Origin of the sequence: Caballeronia sp. AZ7_KS35, from assembly GCF_023631045.1 — a bacterium.
Classification (GTDB): domain Bacteria; phylum Pseudomonadota; class Gammaproteobacteria; order Burkholderiales; family Burkholderiaceae; genus Caballeronia; species Caballeronia zhejiangensis.
On record NZ_JALQDV010000060.1, the window covers coordinates 40,762 to 62,691 of the forward strand.

Sequence of the window (21,930 nt, forward strand, 5' to 3'; positions counted from 1 at the left end):
GCGCGGTCATGGCGGAAGGGTTCATCGGCTCACCCCGCGATGGCGACGGCATCGGCGGGCGACCACGACAGCGTCAGCGTCTGGCCGATCTCATAGCGCGCCCCGAGCCGGTCGGTCGGGAACGAGGCCACCAGTTCGGCGGCCTCCGCGTTCTGCTGCTGGCGCTGCATGTAAAGCTTGGTCATGCCGCCGGTCACCATGATGTCGGTGAGCTTGGCCGACATCGTTTCCGCGCCCGCTTCAGCATGACCGTTCACGCGCAGGTTCTGCGGACGCAGCATCAGCTTCACCGGCTTGCCCGATTGCACCTGCGCGTCGTAAACCATCGCACGGCCCTTGTCGATGCCTTGCATTGCGAGACGCACCTGATCGCCTTCACGTGAGGTCACCTGTGCATCGAGCAGGTTCGATTCACCGAGAAAATCCGCCACGAACACATTTTTCGGACGGAAATAGAGATCCGCAGGTGTGCCGAGTTGCGCAATCTTGCCCGCATCCATCAAACAGATGCGGTCCGACATGGTCATCGCTTCTTCCTGATCGTGCGTCACGTAGATGATCGTGGTACCGAGATCCCGGTGGATGCGCTTGATCTCCAGCTGCATGTGATCGCGCAGCTTCTTGTCGAGGGCGCCGAGCGGCTCGTCCATCAGGATGATCGAGGGCCGGTACACCATGCAGCGCGCCAAGGCGATACGCTGCTGCTGGCCGCCCGAGAGTTCACGCGGATAGCGTCCCGCCACGTGTGGAAGATGCACCATCTCCAGCGCCTCGGCGACGCGCTTCTTTGCACTCGTCGCATCCACCTTGCGCATCTGCAGCGGGAACGCGATGTTCTCCGCCACCGTCATGTGCGGGAACAGTGCGTAGTTTTGAAACACCATGCCGATGTCACGGTCGTACGGCGCTCCGTCGGTGACGTCAACGCCGTTGATGCGGATCAAGCCGCCGTCCGCCTGTGCGAGGCCCGCGATCAGGCTCAGCAGCGTGGTCTTGCCCGAGCCGCTCGGGCCCAGCAGCGTCAGGAACTCGCCCTGCGCGACGTCGAGATCGGTCGGCGCGAGCGCGACGAAGTCGCCATAACGCTTGCACAAACCGCTGATCTGGAGATTGATGGTTGCCATGCGGATTTCTTCCTCGATGAACGATGCCAGGCCTTAAGTAAGAATCCAGCGGTTGAAGCGCTCGAGCGCCACGCTTTGATTCTCCTGCCAAAACTTCGCATCGATATGGACGCCGGTCTTCATGTTGTCCGGGAACGTCGGGCAGTTCTTCGCCTGTTCCGGCTTCACATAGTTGAAGGATTCCGGTTGCGTGAGGCCCGCCGGGAAGAACTCGACGAGCGCGGCCTGTCGCTTCGGGTCGCTGGCGAACTTGATGAACTCGCGGCAGGCGTCGGCGTTCGGCGTGCCTTTCAGGATCGCCCAGTTGTCGCAGCCCCAGATGTTCTGGTTCCATACGATGCCCACCGGCGCGCCCGAGGCCATCGCCGATTGCGCGCGCGAGGCCCACGTCGCGACCATCGCGACTTCACCCGAGTTGAGCATCTGCTCGACTTGCGCGCCCGTGGTCCACCACACGTCAACCTGCTTCGAGAGCTTGTCGAGGCTCGCGAACGCGCGATCGAAGGTGATCGGATAGACCTGACTCGTCGATGCGCCATCGGCCATCATCGCTTCTTCGAGCGTATCGAACGGATACTTGCGGATCGAGCGGCGGCCCGGAAAGTCCTTTACGTTCCAGAGGTCGGCCCACGAGCCCGGCGTCTTGCGGCCCTTGAAGGCATCGGTGCGATAGGCAAGCACGGTCGAATAGACGTTTGTGCCCACGCCGTATGCCGACATGTATTGCTTGGGAATCTTGGCGATCGTCGGATCGGATTCGAGGTTGTGTTTCTCGAGGTACTCCTTGCCGCCTGAGGTCAGCAGAAGAATCGCGGGCTGGCTGATCTTCGCCATGTCCCATGCGTAGCTGCCCGCCTCGACCATGCTCTTGATCTGCGCAGTCGGCTCGGCATTGGCCTGCACGCCTACCACTTCAATGCCGGTCTTCTCGAAGAACGGCTTGTAGTACACCGCGCCGTACGCCTTGGTGTAGATGCCGCCGTCGTCGCGCACGACGATGCGCTTGCTGGCTGCGCGCGAAGGCGTCCAGACGAACGGGAATGCGCCGGCCACGATGCCTGCGCCTACGGCCTTGAACGCCGAGCGACGGGCGGGATTAAGGATCGTCTTGTCGTTATCGTGCTTGGGTTTCATGTCAGTCTCCTGCGGTAAGCGAGGGGCGGTGGTGGCTTGATGGGGATGGATCAGAGCGGCGCAGCGGGGAAGAGGCGCCCCGGGTTCATGAGATTCGCGGGATCGAGCGCACTTTTCACGGCACGCATGATCGCCAGTTCGGCGGCGGACTTGTAGTGCGCCATTTCCGCCAAGCCCGTCTGGCCGACCCCATGTTCCGCGCTGAACGTGCCGCCGAGCGCATGCGCGGCATCGTTCACGGCACGGCGCACGGCAGCGCCCGCGGCCGCCTGGTCGGGCAGCGCGCGCCAGGCATCGAAGGTGTACATCGGCACCAGATGGATGTTGCCGTCGCCCATATGGCCGACGATCACGATGCCGATCTCAGCGTCGAGCGCGAGCACCGCTTGCGTGGCCTGCTCGATGAATGCCGGCACCGCCGACAACGGCACCGCGCAATCGGTGGTCAACCCGATGCCGGCCTTCTTGTTGGCTTCCGTCACGCTGTGCCGCACTTCCCACAGTGCGACGCGCTGACGGTCGCTGCTCGCGATGATCGCGTCTTCGAGCAAGCCTGCTTCGGCTGCTTCTTCCAGCGTAGTCTGCAACACGCGTTCCATGTCCGATGCGCCTTGGGTGTCGCTAAGCTCGACCAGCACGTGCCAGTCGTGCGCGCCTTCGAGCGGTGTGCGCCGATCCATCACGTGCTCGACGACCAGCTGCAGTTGCCGTGCGTTCATCAGTTCGAACGCCGAGAGGCGGGAGCCGCAGTTGGCCTGGAACATGCCGAGAATCGTCAGTGCGGCTTGCGGGTCAGTCGGCGCGAACCAGGCAAGCGCGTGATGCGTCGGCAGCGGATGCAGCTTGAGGGTGGCCGCCGTGATAATGCCGAGCGCGCCTTCCGCACCAATGAATAGATGCTTGACGTCGAGGCCGGTATTGTCCTTGCGCAGCCCGCGCAGGCCGTTCCAGATTGTGCCGTCGGCCATGACCGCTTCGAGGCCGAGCACGTTCTCGCGCGTGTTGCCATAGCGCAGCACGCCGGTACCGCCGGCGTTGGTCGAAAGCGTGCCGCCGATCTGGCACGAACCCTCCGCGCCGAGACTCACGGGATAGAGTCGCGCGACATCGGCGGCTGCATCCTGCACGGTCTTGAGGACACAGCCCGCTTCCACTTCCATCGAACCGTTCGCGGCGTCGATGCCACGAATGCGGCGCATGCGCGCCAGGTTCACGATGACAGGCGGCACGCCGTGCGTCGCCGGCACGGAGCCGCCGCACAGGCTGGTGTTGCCGCCTTGGGCGAGCAAGGGCACCCTCGCCGCCGCGCACAGGCGCACGACACCCGCGACCTGCTCCGTCGACGACGGCTGCACCACGCACAGCGCCGCACCGCGATACCGCCCGCGGAAATCCTCGACGAAACCGCCCATGTCCTCCGCGACGGAGATGACTGCATCATCACCTAACAGACTGCGCAAACGGCCGATTAATTCAGTTTCATCAAACAAGGCAAGCTCCATTGCGACGAGGGTTCCACCCGTTGTTGAGAAAAGAATATGAGCACAAAAATTGAAATGAAATCACAGTGATTGCATAGCAATTACTTAGAGTGTGTTGCGATATATTTGGCTTTTGCGTCAGAGACTTACAAAGTAATAAATTCGATGCAGAGGCTGTATTGGGACCGCATCCGCCTCCGGACCGAGCGGCAGACAACCCGCACTGCTCCATCGTGTCGCTATGCTTTGCTGGGATAGCCCGTCGACGTCGTGTCCGATGGTTTGCGGGGCACGTGGAAGATGCGCGGTGAAGTCTTCGACGGGCATGCTCGGAACAGCGGCCATATCAAGCTTGGGGCAGGCTGTCTTCCGTCGCGTGCGCAAAGGTTGAGGAGCGTGAGGTGGATGACTGTCCTGCTTCCGTTATCCGCCCTTGGATCGCTGAGAATGCGACCGTCCGTTGTGGGTCGAGTGCGCCCATTCGAGATAGGCTTCCGCCTCATCGAGCGGGTGAGTGAGCGCTCGCGGGAGCGGGAAGCCTTCGAGAAGCGCTCTCCTCACCCGGTGCGCGACTCGCCGAGCAATGCCGACACCGCAACGCCTCCTGGTCTAGCCTCGTGAGAAGTCAGCCGTCGTTAGCTCAAGGCGCGCCGTGGGATGTGCGAGCAGCTTTCGATGGGCAATGGCGCGGATGCGGTTGGCGCCATCGTAAAAAGGTTTCAGCATCCTGGCATCGTCCGCTTGGGGCGGTAGCCAAAAATACGCCTCCAGCACATCACGTGAAATCATGCATTCGATGGCTCCGAGCCTGGACGCAAGGACGAAGCTCACGCCGCGTCGATTCGCCAAAATCTGAGCTTCAAGGTCGAGTGTTTCCATGGCGAGTGATCGGACTCAGGGGTAAAGCAATTTTGGCATGACATCACATGTTCGGGAAATGCGTCCCCCTCTATGTTGCAAATCCGTATTGCTAAATTGCGCGTCATTACTCGATGTAATGCTTTTCGTCGCTCTCTTGATGACGTCGGTCGTCACCACCGGTCCCCGACGAGGACTTCTTTCCAGATGCCGTCGCTAACGACTTCTTGTCTATGTGCGCGCCGACGCCGCGCTTGGACGCTGTTTGGACAGCCGAGCGGGAAAGCGTATGGCGATTTGAGCCGGAAGACGCGCCGCTGTTCGAGGCGATCCTGCGACAAGGGGACTGCCAGCCTGATGGTGCGCCAAGCTATGTGCACATCGACGCGTGCGAGCGTCTCGATCGGTTCGCGCTGAGCGGACGAAGGTCGCCGCTCCCCGATGCTGCACGCATGCAGTAACGATCGCTTTACGCCGACAGAGGAATGCCACGAGCCGACTCGTGCTCAACCGTCAAGCATTCCACGTCGCATACATTTGGGAAAACTAACTAATGTGCGTTAAAATCCTTTATGTCAAATTTGATATTGTGCGCTTTGGCAGCCGTGTACCCCGGACACGCTCGTTGTTAAGCGTCCGGCCGATCTGGCCGAAACACCGAAACTCTGCTTCGATCTGGTCGATCGACGGCAGTTTTGTTTCCAGTGATTCGGGCACCTGCCGAAGAAGCTGATACTCGGCCACACCCATCGGCTTGGCTAGGTCCCGCAGCGCGTACTCCGCAACCAACCGATTCTTTTCCTCGCAGAAAACAAAGCCGATCGCGGGTTGATCCGTCGACGTAAATCAGACTTGAGGGCGGTTCTTTCTCGACCACTCCGAAGAGTGATTATTCACGTCTTTCAGCGATCAAATGCAAGCCACGCTTGCGCAAATATCCGGAGTCAAAGTTGCCAGAAATCGGAAATGCGGAGACCGTTGCGCGCGCTTTACATTTATCGACGCGAACAATAGCACGTCGACCCGACAGCGAAGGGACGAGCCTTCAGAACGTGAGATACGAGTTGCGACGCGATATCGAATCCAACGGTTGACGACTACAGAGGGAAAGCCAATACCAATGCGGTTGCGCCAGAGGCGCTGGAAGGAGCGCGTAGCGCGACCGGAAGCGCCTCTGGCGCCGCCGAATTCAAACGGTGGTCGACCGGACGCAAACGTAGCGTCGTCCTTCGATTGCTGCGCGGCGAACCCGTCGACGCCGTGTCCCGCGAAGTCGTGTGACGATCGCCGAGCTCGAGCAATGGCGTGAGCTTGCACTGGCTGGCCTGGAGGCCGGTCTAAAGACGGGGACCAGCGATCCGCTGCAAGCGCGGCTCGATGATGCTGTGCGACGCGTGGGCGAGCTGTCTATGGAAAACGAGATCCTGCGCAAGGAACGTGAACTTCAGGCCCGTCGCCCTTTGACCGGTCGGAGATCGTCGACATGAGCCGAGAGATCTCCGTCAGTACAGGCAAGCCCTTTGGATTGCAGCGGGTTTGCCAGGTGCTCGAATTCCCGCGCTCGACCATCTATGCCATACGTGCCAGAGCGAGCACCAAGGTGACGCCGATGGTTCCGCGCAGGCGTGGACCGAAGCCGCGAAGATGCACGATGCCGACTTGCTGAAGGCCATCCGCGACCTGATCTGGTCTCGGAAGTCGTCCGATGTGTATTGCGAACCGTGATCCATACGCAGCGAAACCCGCGGCCCGAGTCGGCGAGTACCGAGCCAAACGCGTCCAGCAGCCCTTGGGCGATCGGTTCAAGAGCTGCGAAGCGGTCACCGATTTTCGCGGCATGGATGCCGGTGCACATGCCATCGCAGTGATCCACGGCCGAGAAGATCCAAACCATGCCGTCGTCCACGGTCGCAATGCGCACGCCGTCGGTTCCCCACATCTCATTGGGGCAATCAGTCGTGATTCGGCCGTCGTGACGATCTCGCGGCTTCGCCGTTCAACGGCGAGGGGCATCGCAAGTTATGGGCACGGCTGCGCATCGTGCACGACATCCGTGTCTCCCGGACCCGCGTACTGCGGTTGCGTGGGCTTATGGCATACTATATCGCACACCACTATTTCGGGTGCAATATAAATTTCGACGGAGCATCCGTCGAATGGAGAAATACATGAACACGCTTTACACCGCGAAAGTCCTAGCCGTCGGGGGCCGCAACGGGACCGTTCGGTCCGATGACGGTCTTCTGGACATCAAGGTCGCCTTGCCCCCTGCGCTGGGCGGCAAAGGCGATGCAACCAATCCTGAGCAACTTTTCGCAGCGGGCTTCGCGTCCTGTTTTGAAAATGCTGTCATCCACGTCGCGCGCAACAAGGCTTCAAAGGTAAATGACGATGACATCGAAGTGACGGCCGCCGTCGGAATCGGCCCGAATCAAGCTGGCGGTTTCGGCTTGTCCGTGTCGCTTGACGTTACAATTGCAGGCCTCAACCAGGCAGACGCCGAAGAAGTCGTGAAGGCCGCCCATACAGCTTGCCCGTACTCGAATGCTGTCAAAGGCAATATCGATGTCGCCATCAAAGTAAATACGCGTTAAAGATGAAGAGCGGAAAACCTGTGCCTGAGGCAGATCTCGACTTGTTGCGACTCGATCGCCAGGTATGTTTTCCGCTCTACGCGGCATCGAACTTGATAACGCGCCTCTATCACCCGGTGCTGTCGCGGCTGGGGCTAACCTATCCGCAATATCTGGTATTACTGGTGTTATGGGAGCAGTCGCCGCAGAGCGTGGGTAACTTCTCGGAACTACTCCATCTTGACAATGGCACGGTGACTCCGCTGTTGAAGCGAATGGAAGCGGCTGGACTGGTGACGCGTCAACGCGATCCGCAGGATGAGCGGCGCGTGCTCGTCTCGCTAACCGAAGCGGGTGATGCGCTCCGCCACGAAGCGCAGCAAGTCCCGCTGACCTTGGGCAAGGGGCTGCACATGTCCTCGGCGGAAATCGAGACCCTACGCGATGCGGTACAAAACCTCGTACGGATTCTCGCTCGGCGGGAACAATCAGGCGGTGGAGGCTAGGCTAGCCCGTGGCGCGATGCGCGCTGCGAACAGCAAGGAGTCCGCTATGACTCAGGATCAGAAGGTAATTCGCGCCAAAGTCGGCATACTCGAATTGGCCCGGCAACTCGGCAATGTCAGTCAGGCCTGTCGGGTGATGGGTTACTCGCGCGACAGCTTTTACCGACTTAAGGACTGTACGATCCGGGCGGCGAAGCGGCGATGCAGGAGATCTCCCACCACCGACCCCTGCTCAAAAACAGCGAGGATCCGCAGATCGAGACCGGCGTTGTCGAACTGGCCCTCGAATTGTCCGCCTACGGTCAGGTCCGCATCGCCAATGAAGTCCTCAAACGGCGCGCCCTCTCTGTTTCGCCGCAGGGCGTCCGTAGCATCTGGCTGCGTCACGACCTGGAGACCGTGCCGAAACGCCTGAAGGCGCTCGAAGCCAAATCCGCCCAGGACGGGCCGGTGCTGACCGAGTCGCACTCGTCGCGCTCGAACGAGCCAAGCGCGAGAAGGAAGAGCATGGCGAGTTCGAGTCCGAATGTCCGGGCTACTGCGGCGCTCAGGACACGTTCTATGTCGGCAGCCTCAAGGGCGTAGGCCGTGTCTACCAGCAGACTCTCGTCGATATCTACTCGAAGGTCGCGTTCGCCAAAGTCTACGATCGCAAGACGCCCCTGCCCGCGGCGGATCTGCTCAACGATCGCGTTGTCCCGTTCTTTGACAGCTTCAGCATCCCCTGCTACGCGTGCTGACAGACCGCGGCACCGAATATTGCGGCAACCCCGAGCATCACGAATACGAGCTGTATCTGGCTTTGGAAGACATCGACCATACCCGCACAAAGGCCAGATCGCCCCAAACCATCGGATTGTCGAACGGCTGCACAAGACCATGCTCAACGAGTTCTATCGCATCGCCTTTCGCAAGAAGGTCGATCAATCGCCGCCTTGCAGACGGGCCTTGATGCGTGGCTCGACCAGTACAACAATGAACGGGAGCATCAGGGACGCTGGTGTTATGGCAAGACTCCAATGCGCACTTTCCTCGATTCGCTGGAACTCGCCAAGGAGAAACTCATTTCATCATTGATGACTCTTTCTTTATCGGCCCAACTACCTGTCAGATCGAGTCTCGGCTAGCACAACAGAAAAGACACTTCTCACGGCGACGCAGTGACAACTAACTGCTGTCGGGCCGGCAGGGTCAGTTTCGCAGTAACATCAGGCAAACGTGCAATACCTATTCTTTTCCCGAACCTTGAGTTCATAGCTACATATAGCAGTCCGAATTATACAACCGAAAATTCGATCATTTTTTTCTGCCAAACAGAAGATCCAAGTGGCCGAAGCGTGTGATAGCCGCGAGCTGGCCTTGGTCGGTGATGGCCTCCTGTACATATTGACGCAGTTCTACATTAGTCGCCAGTTTCGCGGGCTTGGGTCGTTTAGCGAACCGTTCTGCCTTCCACTGCGCAACCGATGCACGATACTCGAGACACCCACCTCGAGTCGCAGCATTGCGCGTCAGTTCTCGCGAAACGGTTGACGGACTGCGTCTGATACGCCGAGCAATCTCGCGCACTCCAAGTCCTTGGACGGAGAGCAAGGCTATCCGTCAGCAACTCCCGTTGGTATCGAGCGACAGTCAGACGTCGTCGATTTTGCGTAGCAAGCCGTAGGAAACCCGGCAGTGTCCCTCCGAGCCTGTTACTGCGATTGACGCGGTATTCGCGTTCAGTCGGACTGATGGTGCCAATACGCTCGTTCAGGTGCTTGTCGGTGAACCCGACCGTGTCGCCGATGAAGAACTCCTCGCGTTTTGCGCGCGGCGACGGTGGCGGCTCAGATTGAACAACCGGGGCTGCACTGCCGGAAACGATCGCCGCGTAGGGGCTCGCCCAGTGGCGCCGACTGTGGCTGTCCTGAACAACCGCCTGCGTGTGCATCGCTAGCAGGAACTTCGAGCGCCGAGAAGGTTTGCAGGTGTTCAACACCGGTTGGGCTCCCGCACAAAATCCGCCACGAGCCGACCGCTCGACAGCAACGCCTCGCCAACCATCGTGTTCCAGTAGTGTTCGGAGCCGTGCGCCATGCGCCATTCGTGCATGCGACGGGTAAACAGTTGCAGGTCGTATTCCTCCGTGACACCAATCGCACCGTGAAGGGCATGCGCAGTGGCGACCACGGCAGTCACGGCCTCGCTGGTGCGGGCCTTGGCGATTACCGCAAGCATCGGGTCAGGCGAGCCGTTTTCCCCCTTGAAACCCAGCTCGGCGGCGATGTTCGCTGCTGCCACCTGCTCGGCCATCACAGCCAGTTGCTGCTGGATCGCCTGAAACTTGCCGATGGGCTTGCCGAACTGCGAACGGTCATTGGCATACTGAAGCGACATCGCCAGCACGCGGTTCATCGCACCGGCAAGCAACGCCGCATGGATCGAGGCCGCATACGCGCGCAACACGTGCCCGGCACCGGCAACATGACAATCCGCCCTGCTGCCGCGCTCCCAGCGCAGCGTCGCGCTCAGACTGCCGTGCACGCCGGTCGCCGTGCGCGTCGCGTGAGCGCACTGGCGCATCAGCAAATCGCCGTCCTGCTCGATCAACACAACGTCCGCGATCGCTCCGTACTGCGCAAACACGCTTTCGTTCTGACCCGCACCCTCATGCGCGGCTGCCAGCGTGAACATGCCGTCGGGCACCGGCACGTCATACAGCACGAGCAGCGCGCGCGCGACGATGCTTTGCGCAAGCGGCAGCGGCACCGCATATCTCCCGAAGCATTCGATGATGGGAAACAGCGCCTCCAGCGCAATGCCGGCCCCACCGAGCCTTTCCGGCGTGAGCAGTTCCAGAAAGCCGGATTGCGCAAAGGCGCTCCACAGCGGTGCGGGCGTTGCGCCGCCCTCGATCTCGCGAATCGCTTTCGTCGTGCATCGATCCATCAGGATCGATTCGATGGCTTCGACAAACATGGTTTCTGTTCTCTTCAAGTCGTGTGCGCAACGCTGCGCCGTCTAGCGCAGGCCGAGACCGCGGGCGATCATCCCGCGCAGAATTTCGCGCGTGCCGCCGCGCAATGAAAACGTCGGCGAGATCTGGCTCAGGTAGGCCACCGTGCGATACAGTTCGGCATCGATTTCGGCACCGGGGTTGCTCGCAATCGCCGCTTCGATCAACGCCGGAATCGCCTGCTCGAACTCGGTGCCGAGATCCTTGACCACGGCCGCCTCGACCACCGGACTCTCGCCGCGCGCGAGCTTTGCCGTCACCGCAATCGACATGTTGCGCAAGGTTGCGAGATGGGTCGCAAAGCGTCCCGCCAGTGTCACGTCGGCCGCACTCGCCCCGGCGCTTCGTAATTGCCTGAGCCAGAGGTCGAGCAGAACGACGCTAGAGTAGATACGCTCCGGTCCGCTGCGCTCGAATGCCAGCTCGGCGTTGACCTGCGCCCACCCGCTTCCTTCCTCGCCGATCAATGCATCGGGCGCGAGCAGCACGTCGTCGAAAATCACTTCCGAGAAATGCGCGTCGCCGGTCAAGTCCACGATCGGCCGTACGCTGACGCCCGGCAGCGTCAAATCGACGATGAGTTGCGAGAGGCCTTTCTGGCGATCCTCAGGCGCGCCCGATGTGCGCACCAACGCGATCATGTAGTCGCAGTGATCGGCATTGGTCGTCCAGATCTTGCTGCCGTTCAGGCGCCAACCGCCTTCGCAGCGCGTGGCGCGACTGCGTACGCTGGCAAGGTCGGAACCCGAGTTGGGTTCGCTCATGCCGATGCAGAAGAAGGCCTCGGCGGCGCAGATCTGCGGCAAATAGCGCTGTTTCTGCACTTCGGTGCCGAACTTCAGAATGAGCGGGCCGCTCTGCCGGTCCGCGATCCAGTGCGCCGAAACGGGCGCGCCTGCGGCAAGCAGTTCCTCCACCAGCACGAAGCGGCGAAACGCGTCCATGCCTGCACCGCCATAGGCCGCCGGCAGCGTCAACCCCACCCAGCCTCGCTCGGCAAGACTGCGGCTAAACGCGGCGTCAAAACCCATCCATGTGCGCGAGCGGACATCGGCGGGCGTGTCCGGCATGCGCTCTCGCAGGAACGCCTTGACTTCGTCACGGAAGGCCTCGGCCTCCGGCGGCACTGCCGCAAGACGGAAAACATTCAGTACGTTATCCAAACCGCCACTCCTGAGAAGAAAGTACACGCGTCGCGGATGCGGCGCCGGCCCTTCCCGCTATGTGCCGGAGAACGCCGGCTCGCGCTTCTCGATGAATGCCGCGACCGCCTCGCGATGATCCGGCGTTTGATGTGCCAGCGCCTGGAACGTCGCCGACAGTTCGAGCAGCGTGTCGAGGCGCGTGTGCAGCGCTTCACGCATCAAGCGCTTCGCCAGGCGCACGGCGTGAGGCGGATTGGCGGCGATGCGCGCGGCGACCTCATGCACGGCGGGCAGAAGCTGATCTGGCGTTACGACGCGCGAGACCAGATTCCACTCAAGCGCTTGAGCGGCGCCGATGATATCGCCGGTCAACGTCAATTCGGCCGCCCGCGACATACCGATCACGCGCGGCAACAACCACGCACCGCCATCGCCGGGAATGATGCCGAGCTTCACAAAGCTCTCCGCAAACTTCGCGTTGTCAGACGCGATGCGGATATCGCACATGCACGCGAGATCGAGCCCCGCACCGATCGCCGCACCGTTGATGGCGGCGATCACCGGCACTTCGAGATTGAACAGCGCAAGCGGCAGCCGCTGAATCCCCTCGCGATATTCGTCGCGAATATGCAGCCCGCCGATCGCGCCGCTCGCATGCCGCTCCATGTCGCGGATATTGCCGCCGGTGGAAAACGCCGCGCCCGCGCCGGTAATAATGACGACGCGCACACTGCGATCATTCCGGATGCGCCCGATCGCATCGACAAACTCCGTCACCGCGGTATTGCCCGTCAACGGGTTGCGCCGCTCCGGCTCGTTCATCGTGAGCGTGACCACATGGCCGCTTTGTTCATACAGCAAAAAGGGTTTCACTCGTTTCTCCATGCCGATGGATGATCCACGCGCAAGGCCTGCGCATTGACGGGGCCCGCTCCGCGAAAGACCGCTTTGCGCTTCTCGACGAAAGCCGTCACGCCTTCAGCAAAATCCGGCTCATCGATACAGGCGCTGATCGCGCGTACCTCGTGCTCCATTTGCTCGACAATGCCGTTGCCTTCACTGGCATTGATTAGCGTCTTGCTGCGCCCCGCCGCGCGCGGCGCCACGCTGCCAAACTCCCTGACCAGTCCGGCGAGCGCCTCATCGAGTTGGTCGCGCTCATGGATCGCGTCGACGATACCCATGTCGAGCGCGTCCTGCGCGTTCAGGCGCGCACCGGTAAAGGCCAGTTGCCGGGCCTTCTTTGCGCCGACGATACGTGGCAGGAACCAGCTCGCGCCAAGATCGACAGGCAGTCCGATGCGCGGCTGCGCGAAGATCAGCAATGCGTCTTGCGCGGCGAGCACGAAGTCGGAGGCCAACACGAAGCTCAGGCCCGCGCCCGCTGCGGCGCCCCGCACCAGCGTCACAACGGGAATGGGCAGCGATTGCAATCTGACGAATGTTTCGGCATTGGCGCGAACGCGCCGTTCGAAATAGCGTTGCCTGGCCGTAGCCGGCATATCCAGCAACCTGCGATAGGAATCGACATCGCCGCCCGCCGCGAAATGGTCGCCGGCGCCCTGAAAGACGAGGTAGCGCACTTCAGGATCGTGTTCGATCGCGGCAATGAAATTCGCCGTCTCGAGCAGCATCTCCGGTGTCAACGCGTTGCGGACCTCCGGGCGGTTGAGCGTGACGAAGGCACCGCCATCGCGCTTGTCGAACAGAATATCGGGCATTGCAATCTCCAGTACGCCGCAGACCGAATCGGTTTCAGGTGTGTTCGAGTGAACGGCTGGCAACACTGCGCACGCCGTCGTTCAAATGCGTTCATTCTGATCGGTGCGAGGGCCGCCGCTTCTCCCTCTTTGCAGCCATGCTTGCTTCGTATCGCAAGGGTTTGCCGTTGCCACGCCTGCCTGCGCGCATAGCGGAAGCCACGCGTGCTTCCACGGCGGGCAAGCCGTGCTGCACGCCAGTGAACGATGCGCTTAGCCGCGGTGATTCAATTCGATGGATCACCCCACATACCGTTCGGCAGGAGCTAAAGCAACCATGCATTCCGCAGCGAATATTGCCGTGGTCGAGCGATTCGTCGCCGCCATGAACCACGGTGCTTTCGAGGAGGCGTATGCCTTGATTGCGGTCGACGCCGAATATCACAACGTGCCTTACGCACCGGTATTCGGTCGCCAGGCCGTACAGGACACGATCGAGCGGGCCGGCGTGAACGAGTGCGACTGGACGATCCACCACATTGCCGAAGCCGATGGCGTTGTGCTGACCGAGCGCACCGATCGCATTCGTGTTGGCGAGCGTTGGATCGACATTCCGCTGATGGGGCTGTTTAAAATCGCCGGCGGAGAAATCGTGCTTTGGCGCGACTATTTCGACCCGGCGGCAACCCATCCGAAAACCGTAACCACACAGGGAGAACACGATGCGACGCGTTGAAAACAAAGTGGTCGTCGTCACCGGAGCAGGTTCCGAACGAGGCATTGGGTTCGCGACCGCCGAGCGGCTTGCACAGGAAGGCGCCCACGTCGTTCTGACCGATATCGACGGCGACGGCGCGCTCAATGCCGCGCGCCAGTTCACGCAGCGCGGCTATCCGGCACTGGGCCTCGCACATGACGTCACCCGGGAGTCGGACTGGTCCAAAGTCATGGACGCCGCTGAGGCGACCCGTGGGCGCGTGGACGCGCTGGTCAACAACGCCGGTATCGTGCTGGCCGGTGCCTTGACCGAATTGCCCGTGGAGCATTTTGGCCGCGTGGTGGACATCAACCTCACCGGCTGCTTTCTCGGCGCGCAAGCGGCGGTGCGGGCGATACGCAAACACGCGGGCGGCGGCTGTGTGGTGAATGTGTCGTCCGTCGCCGGCCTGGTCGGATACGCGCGGCTGGCCGCCTATAACGCCAGCAAGGGCGGCGTGCGGCTGCTCACCAAATCGATCGCCGTGGAGTGCGCATCGGAAAACATTCGCTGTAATTCCGTGCACCCCGGCAAAATATGGACCGGCATGCTGGAGGCGCGAGGCCAGGCCCGACCCGATCCCGATTCGCTGAAGGACGATATTCCGCTCGGCTATCTCGGCGATCCGGCCGATATCGCCAATGCGATCCTGTTCCTCATATCGGATGAAGGCCGATACATCACAGGCGCTGAACTGGTTGTCGACGGCGGCCTGACCGCCCAATAACACGATGCGGCGTTGCCGCCGGTCTGTTTCGCCGCCCCGCTCAAGCCAGAGCGTGGGCGACGCTCATCCATCATCTATTACGACGTGGCCGAAGCTCGCGCCGACGCCGGCTTGCGCAGCGCGTGCTGCATCAGATAGAACAGCCCCGCAGCAAGCACGAGCAGACCCGCGATGGCGAGAAACGGCATGTCGTAGCCGCCCAGCGTGTCGAACATCACGCCCATGGCCGGCGCGAATCCGAACATAAAGGGCATCGTGATCATGTAGCTGTATCCCATCGCGCGGCTCACGCCCTGAGCATCGAACATCTCGCTGATCGCCGCGCCCTGCAAGGTGACGAGCGGCACGAGGCAAACCCCTAGCAGCGCGGCAAGGCCATAAAGCAGCGGCCCGGAGCCATGGAGGAAGCCCCACCATACCAGCGCCTGGCATAACGCACTCAGCACCAGCGCACTGGCTGCGCCTATCCGGTCGCAGATCCATCCGAACAGCAGCGAACCGAACAGGCCCGCACCGCCATACACCGACAACAACGCCGCTGCCGCGGGCAATGACATCTGCCGGTCCACGCCAAACGGAACGATATGCACGGTAAACGCCGTTCCGCCTCCCGCCACGATTCCGACCCCTATCGACAGCAGCCAGAACGCTGGACGCTTCATGATCGCGGCAAACCCTTCTGGCGCCGCCGCGTGCGCGTCGTCATCGCCATCGCGCGCCGACGCAGCGGGCGGATATTCCACCAATAGCAGCATGAGCGGCACGAGCGCCGCACAGATCGTCGCCAACGCGCCGAGCAGCGGGCCGCGCCCGAAACGCGGCAACAGGTCGGCGATGATATAAGGCGTCAGAAACAGCAGAACCGGCAGGTTCACGACGCCGAGCGCCTTGCCGCGATTCGTCTCGAACCAGCGGCTGATCATCACCAGCGGCCCAAGCACAGCGTTGAGGCAGACACTCGCGCCGATCAGCGCGAACATGACAAGCGCGGTGGAGAACGAGTGAGTGATCGCCAGCCCCCAGTATCCCAACGCGCCTAGCAACGCGCCCACGGCCATGCTGATGCGCACCGGGAGGCGATGCAGTTGTCCGCCGAGCAATGGCGAAAGTCCGCCGAGCGCCAGGATCAACACGCTCATGCCGACGGCGGCGACCGCGCGCGATACGCCGAAGTGCTGCTCCGTGCTCGCCAGCAGCGGACCGAAGGAGCCGAGCGCGAACCCCATCGAGCAGTTCTGTGCAATGAGGCAGATGATAAGAGTTCGCCGCTGGATGCCGCGGATGACGTTGCTAGGTGTGCTCACACGTGTCCCCTGTTGGTACGCTGTAGCGACGAGTGTAGTCGGCGCTCGGGCGCACCTTATGCCGCGCAGCGGCATTGCACGATGACTCTCGCAGCAATGGCCCGCGAGGCGCCACGCGCTTCCCGCGGATCATCCCGGCATGCACGATGAACTGTCTACACATGCAAGCCGCCGCCTCCTTCCCGCCGACGCTGAAAATCAGCGCTACTCTTCCTGACCGACCTGCGATTCAAGCCCTCATTGCGAGGGTTCAAAGGAGGAGCTCAAACGATGAAACTGGTACGTATACATGGCGTCGACAGGGTCAGCGTGGACGATGTCCCCGCACCCGAATTGGGTCCGCGCGACGTGATCGTCCGAATCGGCGCCTGTGGCATTTGCGGTACGGACCTGCATGCCGCGCGCCACGGTCTCACCTTGCCGAACGGCGAGCCGATGCCGCTCGGGCACGAGGCCGCGGGCGTCATCGAGCACGTCGGCGACGCGGTCGAAGGCTTCAAATCGGGGATGCGCGTGCTGCTCGATCCAACCGGCCACCGCAGCAATATCGTGGGCTACCTGGGTACCGAGGGTGCGTTCGGCGAATTGCTGCTGATTCGCAATCCTAAACCCGGCCGACATCTGCTCGCCATCCCCGACACGCTTTCGTTATCCCGCGCGGCACTTGCCGAACCGTTGGCCGTCGGTCTTCACAGTACGCGGCGTTGCACGATCGACGCCGATACCAAGGCCGCCGTATTCGGCTGCGGTCCGATCGGACTCGGCGTCATTCTGTGGTTACGCCGGCTGGGAATCCGGCACATCGTGGCCGTCGACCTGTCCGACGCACGCCTGGACTACGCCCGTCGCATGGGCGCCGACGCAACCATCAACACACGTACCGAAGACCTCGAAGCCCGTTTGCGCGAATTGCAGGGAGACGGCGTTGCGGTACGCGCCGGTACACAAACGATTGTCGGCACGGATGTGTTCTTCGACTGCGCCGGAGCGCCGCCCGTCCTCGCCGCGATCATCCGCATGGCGCAATATCATGCGCAGATTGTCGTGACGGCGGTTTATCCCGAGCCCATGGAGTTCAATCTCATGAGCTTTCACTCGAAGGAACTCACGATCACGACGGCATCGGGCTATCCAGGCGATCTGCAGGAGGTGCTGGACGTGCTGCCGACACTCGACGACGAGGTCTTCGCCACCTACGTCAGTCATACGGTCGCGTTCAAGGATTTCGCGCTGGGTTTTGAGTTGGCGAGGCGTCCGGACAGCGCGAAAGTCATGGTCGATTTCGAATCCGCTTCGCCATAAATTGCACTCGCGCTCCGTGGTGTCAGCTGACCGGGCGCGTCGCCCGGTCAAGGCGCCGGCTTTACCGGCGCGACATCGCTTGCTGAGCCGCCTTCACCGCGGCGAGAACTTCCGGACCGCCCATCGCCGCCATCTCATAGGCGAGGCCCAGCTCGAACACCGGATCGGCAAGCTCCCGCGTGAGTCGCGAGAACGCACGCTTGGTCCCGATCACTCCACACTTCGGCTTGGCGGCAATCGTCTCTGCGATCTGGCGCGCGGTGGGATAGACCTGCTCGGGCTGCTCGACGAGATCGCTCACCAGTCCCATCTCATACGCCTTTCGGCCGCTGATGCGCTCGCCCGTGAAAAGGTAGCGCTTCGCTCGTGTCACACCGATCGACTGCGACCAGCTGATGATCCCACCGTCGCCTGCGACCAGTCCCAGATCGACGTGCGGATCGGCGAATTTCGCATCGGCGGCGGCGACCACGATATCGGACAGCGTGGCGATCGTCGCGCCCAGACCGATCGCCGCGCCGTGAACGGCCGCGATCACGGGAAACGGCAGCGCGACGAACACTTCGAAAATCACTTTGGCTTCCCAGGTAATGCGATCACGCATGGCCTTGTCGCCGTTCTGGCGAATCATCATGTCCAGATCGCCGCCCGCGGACCAGCTTCGCCCCTCGGCGGACAGAATCAGCGCACGGATGTCTTCCCGCTTCCACAGATCGAGCAACAACTGAGCGAATTCGCTGTGCATCGGCTCGTCGAAGCGGTTATGCAAATCCGGACGCGTAAAGTGCACGCGCGCAATGCCTTTGTCGTCGATGCCGAAGGTGAAACATTGATAGTCGCGATTCATGTCAGGCGTTCTCCAGTTGGGGGGCGTGCCGGGCGGATTCGAATGCTTTAATCAACTCGTCACGCCGGTTTTCATAAGTCTTCACGGAAGTCATCTTGACCGGCCCATAGCCGCGAATGTCGCTGGCCGCGGACACCAGTGCGATGGCCGTGTCGATGTTTTCAGGCGTCAACCGGTCCACGATGCCGGACACGGTCGCGCGATATCCGCCGATCAACCTCCGCTCCATGCGGCGCTCGGGATGGTAGCCAAACGGATCGAAGCGGCTGCCGCGCAGAAACCTGAAACGCTGAAGCAGACGGAAACCGTGCTTCATCGCCGGTCCGAAGCGGCGCTTCTTCGGCCTGCCCGTCGCCGGGTCCGTGCCGGGCAGGACGGGCGGCGCAAGATTGAAGCTGACCTTGAAATCGCCTTCGAACTGTTCGTGCAGGCCGCGCCAGAAGCTTTCCGTGCTGAACAGCCGCGCGACCTCGTACTCGTCCTTGTAGGCCATCAGCTTGCCGAGCGCCATGGCGACTTCGCGCACGAACCGGTCGCTGCCTTGCACCGCGCGCGCATCCGCACGCTCACGAATATCGGCCACGAAATCGAGGTAAGTCTGCGCGTAAGCGCGATTCTGATAGGCCTCGAGCAGCTTGGCGCGACTCGCGAGAATACCGTCGATACTGTTGTCGACCGGCGGCTTTTGCTCGCGCGAGGTGGGCAGGCGCTCGGGCGTCGCTGCTGCGAGACGGCCTGCGGCGAATACCGCGAGGTTCTCCGCTACGGCGGTCCCGTTGATCCTGATCGCCTCTTCGAGCGCGTCGAGCGAGACGGGCAGCAAGCCACGCTGCGCCGCGTAGCCGAGCATGAGCATATTGGTCGCGATCGCATCGCCCGTCAGCGCCATCGCGAGTTCCGATGCGGCGAAGCGGGCCGGCGTGCCCGTGCCCAGTGCTTTTTCGACGATGGCCGCAAGCCGGCCCGAGTCGAGGTCCAGCGTGGGATTGCGTGCGAATTCGCCGGTGGACGCCACGTCGGTATTGAGAATCGCGCGGGTATGTCCGCGCTTGAGCGTCCTGAGCACATCCGCGCCGGCCGAGACGATCAGATCGCAACCGATCAGCGTATCGGTCATGCCAAGATCGAAGCGCGCGTTGTGAATCGCTTCGGCGTCGGCCGCGACGCGGATATGGCTCGTGACCGCGCCGCCCTTTTGCGCCATCCCGGTCATGTCCATGATCGAACAGGCGTTGCCGTCGAGGTGCGCGGCCATCCCGAGGATCGCGCCCACCGTGAGCACGCCGGTGCCGCCTACGCCTGTAATGAGCACGTTGTAGCTCCCATTCGCTGCGCCGGCGACGAGCGGCACAGGCAGCGACGCGCAGGCCGCCGCGAGATCGCCGATGGGCGCCGGCCGCCGGGCGATACGTGCCCCTTCCACCGTCACGAAGCTCGGACAAAAGCCCTTCAGGCAACTGAAATCCTTGTTGCAGGCCGACTGATCGATCACGCGCTTGCGGCCCAATTCGGTGTCGAGCGGATTGATCGCGATACAGTTCGACTGGACCGAGCAGTCGCCGCAGCCTTCGCACACGTCCGGGTTGATATAGACGCGTTTGTCCGGATCGGGAAACTGCTTGCGCTTGCGTCTGCGCCGCTTCTCCGCCGCACAGGTCTGGACGTAGATCAGCGCGGACACGCCCTTCTTATCCCGCAGCGTCTTCTGCACCTTGTCCAGTTCGCTGCGCTCGAATGCCTCGACCCCATCGGGCAGGAAGTTTGGATTGAACGCCTCGGCCGGGTCGTACACCGCAACCACCGGATCGACGCCCTCCGCCTTCAACTGAGCCGCGATGGCATAGGGCGACGGCGATCCCTCCACGGGCTGGCCGCCCGTCATCGCGACCGCATCGTTATAGAGAATCTTGTAGGTGATCGACGCGCCCGCCGCAACCGCCGCCCGAATGGCAAGCAGCCCCGAATGCGCATAGGTCCCGTCACCCATGTTCGTGAACATGTGCGGCATTTCGACGAGGTGCGATACGCCGAGAAACGGCATCCCTTCCGCGCCCATGGTCATGGGGCGCATGGTGGTCGCGCCGGGTTGGTAGGCGGGCATGGCATGGCAACCGGTGGCGCCCATCGCCGTGCTGCCGTCGGGAACACGCGTGCCTGTATTGTGCGGGCATCCCGAGCAGAACGATGCAGGACGATGAATGGGCGCGCCGCCTGCCATCAACGCATTGTTCCTGTAGGTGTCGAACTGCGCGTGGCGTGCTTTCGCTGCCTCGTCCACGAGACCGCACTCGCCCAGCACGCGCATCAACGCTTCGCGCACGTGCGTGGGGTTGAGTTCGCCGAAGTTCTGTAGCAGCACCTTTCCTGCGCCATCGCGCTTGCCAAGCAGACGGGGACGCGTTGCCGAGCCAAACAGAATCGAAGCGAGCTGGTCCTCGATGACGGGCCGCTTCTCTTCCACCACGAGCACCGTCGCCGCATCCGCCACGGCGCGAAGCGCCCCGACAGGATCGAGTGGCCAGACCAGCGCGGGTTTATAGACGCGGATGCCGAGCGCCGCGCATTTGTTCTCGTCGAAACCCAGGTCGTCGAGTGCCTGCCGCGTGTCGCGGTAAGCCTTCCCCGCAGTGGCAATGACTAGCCTCGGCCGCGCAGTATCGATCACGATGCGGTCGATGGCGTTGGCGCGCACGAACGCTTGGGCCGCGGGCAGGCGGTGATTGACGGTCAGCTCTTCTTGCGCGAGTTGCGCGACGGCCGGACGCAGATTGAGTCCGCCGGGCGGCAGCACGCAATCAGCGGGTATCGCGAATGGCCGCGTCGCATCGGGCAGCACGATCGACGAGGTCAAATCGAGCGTGTCGGTTACGCATTTGAGCGCGACGTAGAGCCCGCTGTAACGCGACAGCGCGTAGCCGAACAGGCCGTACTCGACGATTTCGGCCGTCCCCGAGGGATAGAGAATCGGCAGATGCGCCGCCATTAGCACCTGTTCCGACTGATGCGAACTGACCGACGATTTGCCGCCGTGATCGTCGCCAACCACGGCGAGCACGCCGCCTGTCGCGCTGGCGCCTTCGAGATTGCCGAGCTTCAGTGCTTCATGCGCGCGGTCGGCCCCGAGTCCCTTGCCGTACCACATGCCGAACACGCCCTCGACCTGCGCCTTGCCGAACCAGCCCAGTTCCTGCGTGCCGCGCACCGAAGTCGCGGCAAGTTCCTCGTTCAAACCTGGCAGAAAGCGGACGCGGCTTTGCTCGAGTAGTTTCGACGCCGACCAGAGCGAATTGTCGAACGTCCCAAGCGGCGAGCCCCGGTAGCCGGACACGAACCCCGCCGTATTGAGTCCGGCCAGGCGGTCGCGTCGCGCCTGATCCAGCAGCACGCGAATGAGCGCCTGGATGGACGAAAGATAGACGCGCCCTTCTGTCTGCAAGTATTTGTCGTCCAGCGTGAGTGCGCTATTCATGCCGG

17 protein-coding genes and 3 pseudogenes are annotated in these 21,930 nt (G+C 62.2%); 7 read left to right on the plus strand and 13 right to left on the minus strand.

All coding sequences use genetic code 11. The features are described 5' to 3' along the window. Window positions 1-29: 29 nt before the first annotated feature. From NCT05_RS32570 to NCT05_RS32590, 5 genes and pseudogenes are all read right to left on the minus strand, one after another. On the minus strand, window positions 30-1,124 hold the full coding sequence (locus tag NCT05_RS32570; protein WP_250504160.1) for an ABC transporter ATP-binding protein: 1,095 nt from the start codon (window positions 1,122-1,124) through the stop codon (window positions 30-32). A 33-nt stretch (window positions 1,125-1,157) separates the two neighbouring features. Beyond that, complete coding sequence (locus tag NCT05_RS32575; RefSeq protein WP_250504162.1) at window positions 1,158-2,258, minus strand: ABC transporter substrate-binding protein; 1,101 nt, start codon at window positions 2,256-2,258, stop codon at window positions 1,158-1,160. A 50-nt stretch (window positions 2,259-2,308) separates the two neighbouring features. Next, window positions 2,309-3,670, minus strand: coding sequence for an FAD-binding oxidoreductase (locus NCT05_RS32580; protein WP_502801816.1), 1,362 nt, complete (start codon window positions 3,668-3,670; stop codon window positions 2,309-2,311). A gap of 678 nt (window positions 3,671-4,348) precedes the next feature. Beyond that, window positions 4,349-4,618: a DUF1488 family protein gene (locus NCT05_RS32585; protein WP_250504167.1), complete on the minus strand. Its 270-nt coding sequence runs from the start codon at window positions 4,616-4,618 to the stop codon at window positions 4,349-4,351. A 549-nt stretch (window positions 4,619-5,167) separates the two neighbouring features. Next, window positions 5,168-5,425: pseudogene (locus NCT05_RS32590) on the minus strand (PDDEXK nuclease domain-containing protein); the annotation flags it as partial. Between the two features lie 449 nt (window positions 5,426-5,874). Between NCT05_RS32590 and NCT05_RS32595 the strand changes: the two are divergent. The 4 genes and pseudogenes from NCT05_RS32595 (at window position 5,875) to NCT05_RS32610 (ending at window position 8,803) form a co-directional block, all read left to right on the plus strand. Beyond that, a complete protein-coding gene (locus NCT05_RS32595) occupies window positions 5,875-6,084 on the plus strand; it encodes a hypothetical protein (protein WP_250504171.1) in 210 nt (69 codons plus the stop codon). A gap of 681 nt (window positions 6,085-6,765) precedes the next feature. Beyond that, window positions 6,766-7,191: an organic hydroperoxide resistance protein gene (locus NCT05_RS32600; protein WP_250504173.1), complete on the plus strand. Its 426-nt coding sequence runs from the start codon at window positions 6,766-6,768 to the stop codon at window positions 7,189-7,191. Window positions 7,192-7,193: 2 nt separating this feature from the next. Next, the gene (locus NCT05_RS32605) at window positions 7,194-7,676 is read left to right on the plus strand and encodes a MarR family winged helix-turn-helix transcriptional regulator (protein WP_250504174.1); all 483 of its coding nucleotides are present in this window, start codon (window positions 7,194-7,196) and stop codon (window positions 7,674-7,676) included. 46 nt (window positions 7,677-7,722) lie between these two features. Beyond that, window positions 7,723-8,803: pseudogene (locus tag NCT05_RS32610) on the plus strand (IS481 family transposase). A 241-nt stretch (window positions 8,804-9,044) separates the two neighbouring features. On the opposite strand, the pseudogene NCT05_RS32615 reads toward NCT05_RS32610, so the two are convergent. From NCT05_RS32615 to NCT05_RS32635, 5 genes and pseudogenes are all read right to left on the minus strand, one after another. Continuing rightward, window positions 9,045-9,275 (minus strand): annotated as a pseudogene (locus tag NCT05_RS32615) (helix-turn-helix domain-containing protein); the annotation flags it as partial. 375 nt (window positions 9,276-9,650) lie between these two features. Further along, window positions 9,651-10,637, minus strand: coding sequence for an acyl-CoA dehydrogenase family protein (locus NCT05_RS32620; RefSeq protein WP_250504176.1), 987 nt, complete (start codon window positions 10,635-10,637; stop codon window positions 9,651-9,653). 42 nt (window positions 10,638-10,679) lie between these two features. Further along, window positions 10,680-11,837: an acyl-CoA dehydrogenase family protein gene (locus tag NCT05_RS32625; protein WP_250504245.1), complete on the minus strand. Its 1,158-nt coding sequence runs from the start codon at window positions 11,835-11,837 to the stop codon at window positions 10,680-10,682. 57 nt (window positions 11,838-11,894) lie between these two features. Beyond that, window positions 11,895-12,692 carry a crotonase/enoyl-CoA hydratase family protein gene (locus NCT05_RS32630; protein ID WP_250504178.1) on the minus strand — a complete coding sequence of 266 codons (798 nt, stop codon included), beginning with the start codon at window positions 12,690-12,692 and terminating at the stop codon, window positions 11,895-11,897. Next, window positions 12,689-13,540 (minus strand): enoyl-CoA hydratase/isomerase family protein, encoded by an 852-nt coding sequence (locus NCT05_RS32635; protein ID WP_250504179.1) that lies wholly within the window; start codon window positions 13,538-13,540, stop codon window positions 12,689-12,691. Before NCT05_RS32635 ends, NCT05_RS32630 begins: the two co-directional genes overlap by 4 nt. 316 nt (window positions 13,541-13,856) lie before the next feature. Between NCT05_RS32635 and NCT05_RS32640 the strand changes: the two genes are divergently transcribed. Both NCT05_RS32640 and NCT05_RS32645 read left to right on the plus strand, forming a co-directional pair. Continuing rightward, window positions 13,857-14,255, plus strand: coding sequence for a limonene-1,2-epoxide hydrolase family protein (locus NCT05_RS32640; RefSeq protein ID WP_250504181.1), 399 nt, complete (start codon window positions 13,857-13,859; stop codon window positions 14,253-14,255). Then, complete coding sequence (locus NCT05_RS32645) at window positions 14,242-15,003, plus strand: SDR family NAD(P)-dependent oxidoreductase (RefSeq protein ID WP_250504182.1); 762 nt, start codon at window positions 14,242-14,244, stop codon at window positions 15,001-15,003. The genes NCT05_RS32640 and NCT05_RS32645 overlap by 14 nt, the downstream gene beginning before the upstream one ends. Before the next feature lie 77 nt (window positions 15,004-15,080). Here NCT05_RS32645 and NCT05_RS32650 read toward each other — a convergent pair whose 3' ends face one another. After that, window positions 15,081-16,382, minus strand: coding sequence for an MFS transporter (locus tag NCT05_RS32650; protein ID WP_250504183.1), 1,302 nt, complete (start codon window positions 16,380-16,382; stop codon window positions 15,081-15,083). Window positions 16,383-16,577: 195 nt separating this feature from the next. Here NCT05_RS32650 and NCT05_RS32655 point away from each other — a divergent pair, with 195 nt between their 5' ends. Next, window positions 16,578-17,609, plus strand: a complete 1,032-nt coding sequence (locus NCT05_RS32655; RefSeq protein ID WP_250504184.1) for a zinc-dependent alcohol dehydrogenase — start codon at window positions 16,578-16,580, stop codon at window positions 17,607-17,609. A gap of 61 nt (window positions 17,610-17,670) precedes the next feature. Here NCT05_RS32655 and NCT05_RS32660 read toward each other — a convergent pair whose 3' ends face one another. Both NCT05_RS32660 and NCT05_RS32665 read right to left on the minus strand, forming a co-directional pair. Further along, window positions 17,671-18,456 carry an enoyl-CoA hydratase/isomerase family protein gene (locus NCT05_RS32660; RefSeq protein WP_250504185.1) on the minus strand — a complete coding sequence of 262 codons (786 nt, stop codon included), beginning with the start codon at window positions 18,454-18,456 and terminating at the stop codon, window positions 17,671-17,673. A 1-nt stretch (window position 18,457) separates the two neighbouring features. Then, window positions 18,458-21,925, minus strand: coding sequence for an indolepyruvate ferredoxin oxidoreductase family protein (locus NCT05_RS32665; protein WP_250504186.1), 3,468 nt, complete (start codon window positions 21,923-21,925; stop codon window positions 18,458-18,460). Window positions 21,926-21,930: the final 5 nt, after the last annotated feature.

What these genes read in the sequence shown, in the direction of transcription:
- NCT05_RS32570 (WP_250504160.1), bottom strand. Translation starts at nt 1,124, where the DNA reads ATGGCAACCATCAATCTCCAGATCAGCGGTTTGTGCAAGCGTTATGGC.
- NCT05_RS32575 (WP_250504162.1), bottom strand. Translation starts at nt 2,258, where the DNA reads ATGAAACCCAAGCACGATAACGACAAGACGATCCTTAATCCCGCCCGT.
- NCT05_RS32580 (WP_502801816.1), bottom strand. Translation starts at nt 3,670, where the DNA reads ATGGGCGGTTTCGTCGAGGATTTCCGCGGGCGGTATCGCGGTGCGGCG.
- NCT05_RS32585 (WP_250504167.1), bottom strand. Translation starts at nt 4,618, where the DNA reads ATGGAAACACTCGACCTTGAAGCTCAGATTTTGGCGAATCGACGCGGC.
- NCT05_RS32600 (WP_250504173.1), top strand. Translation starts at nt 6,766, where the DNA reads ATGAACACGCTTTACACCGCGAAAGTCCTAGCCGTCGGGGGCCGCAAC.
- NCT05_RS32605 (WP_250504174.1), top strand. Translation starts at nt 7,194, where the DNA reads ATGAAGAGCGGAAAACCTGTGCCTGAGGCAGATCTCGACTTGTTGCGA.
- NCT05_RS32620 (WP_250504176.1), bottom strand. Translation starts at nt 10,637, where the DNA reads ATGTTTGTCGAAGCCATCGAATCGATCCTGATGGATCGATGCACGACG.
- NCT05_RS32635 (WP_250504179.1), bottom strand. Translation starts at nt 13,540, where the DNA reads ATGCCCGATATTCTGTTCGACAAGCGCGATGGCGGTGCCTTCGTCACG.
- NCT05_RS32640 (WP_250504181.1), top strand. Translation starts at nt 13,857, where the DNA reads ATGCATTCCGCAGCGAATATTGCCGTGGTCGAGCGATTCGTCGCCGCC.
- NCT05_RS32645 (WP_250504182.1), top strand. Translation starts at nt 14,242, where the DNA reads ATGCGACGCGTTGAAAACAAAGTGGTCGTCGTCACCGGAGCAGGTTCC.
- NCT05_RS32650 (WP_250504183.1), bottom strand. Translation starts at nt 16,382, where the DNA reads ATGCCGCTGCGCGGCATAAGGTGCGCCCGAGCGCCGACTACACTCGTC.
- NCT05_RS32655 (WP_250504184.1), top strand. Translation starts at nt 16,578, where the DNA reads ATGAAACTGGTACGTATACATGGCGTCGACAGGGTCAGCGTGGACGAT.
- NCT05_RS32660 (WP_250504185.1), bottom strand. Translation starts at nt 18,456, where the DNA reads ATGAATCGCGACTATCAATGTTTCACCTTCGGCATCGACGACAAAGGC.
- NCT05_RS32665 (WP_250504186.1), bottom strand. Translation starts at nt 21,925, where the DNA reads ATGAATAGCGCACTCACGCTGGACGACAAATACTTGCAGACAGAAGGG.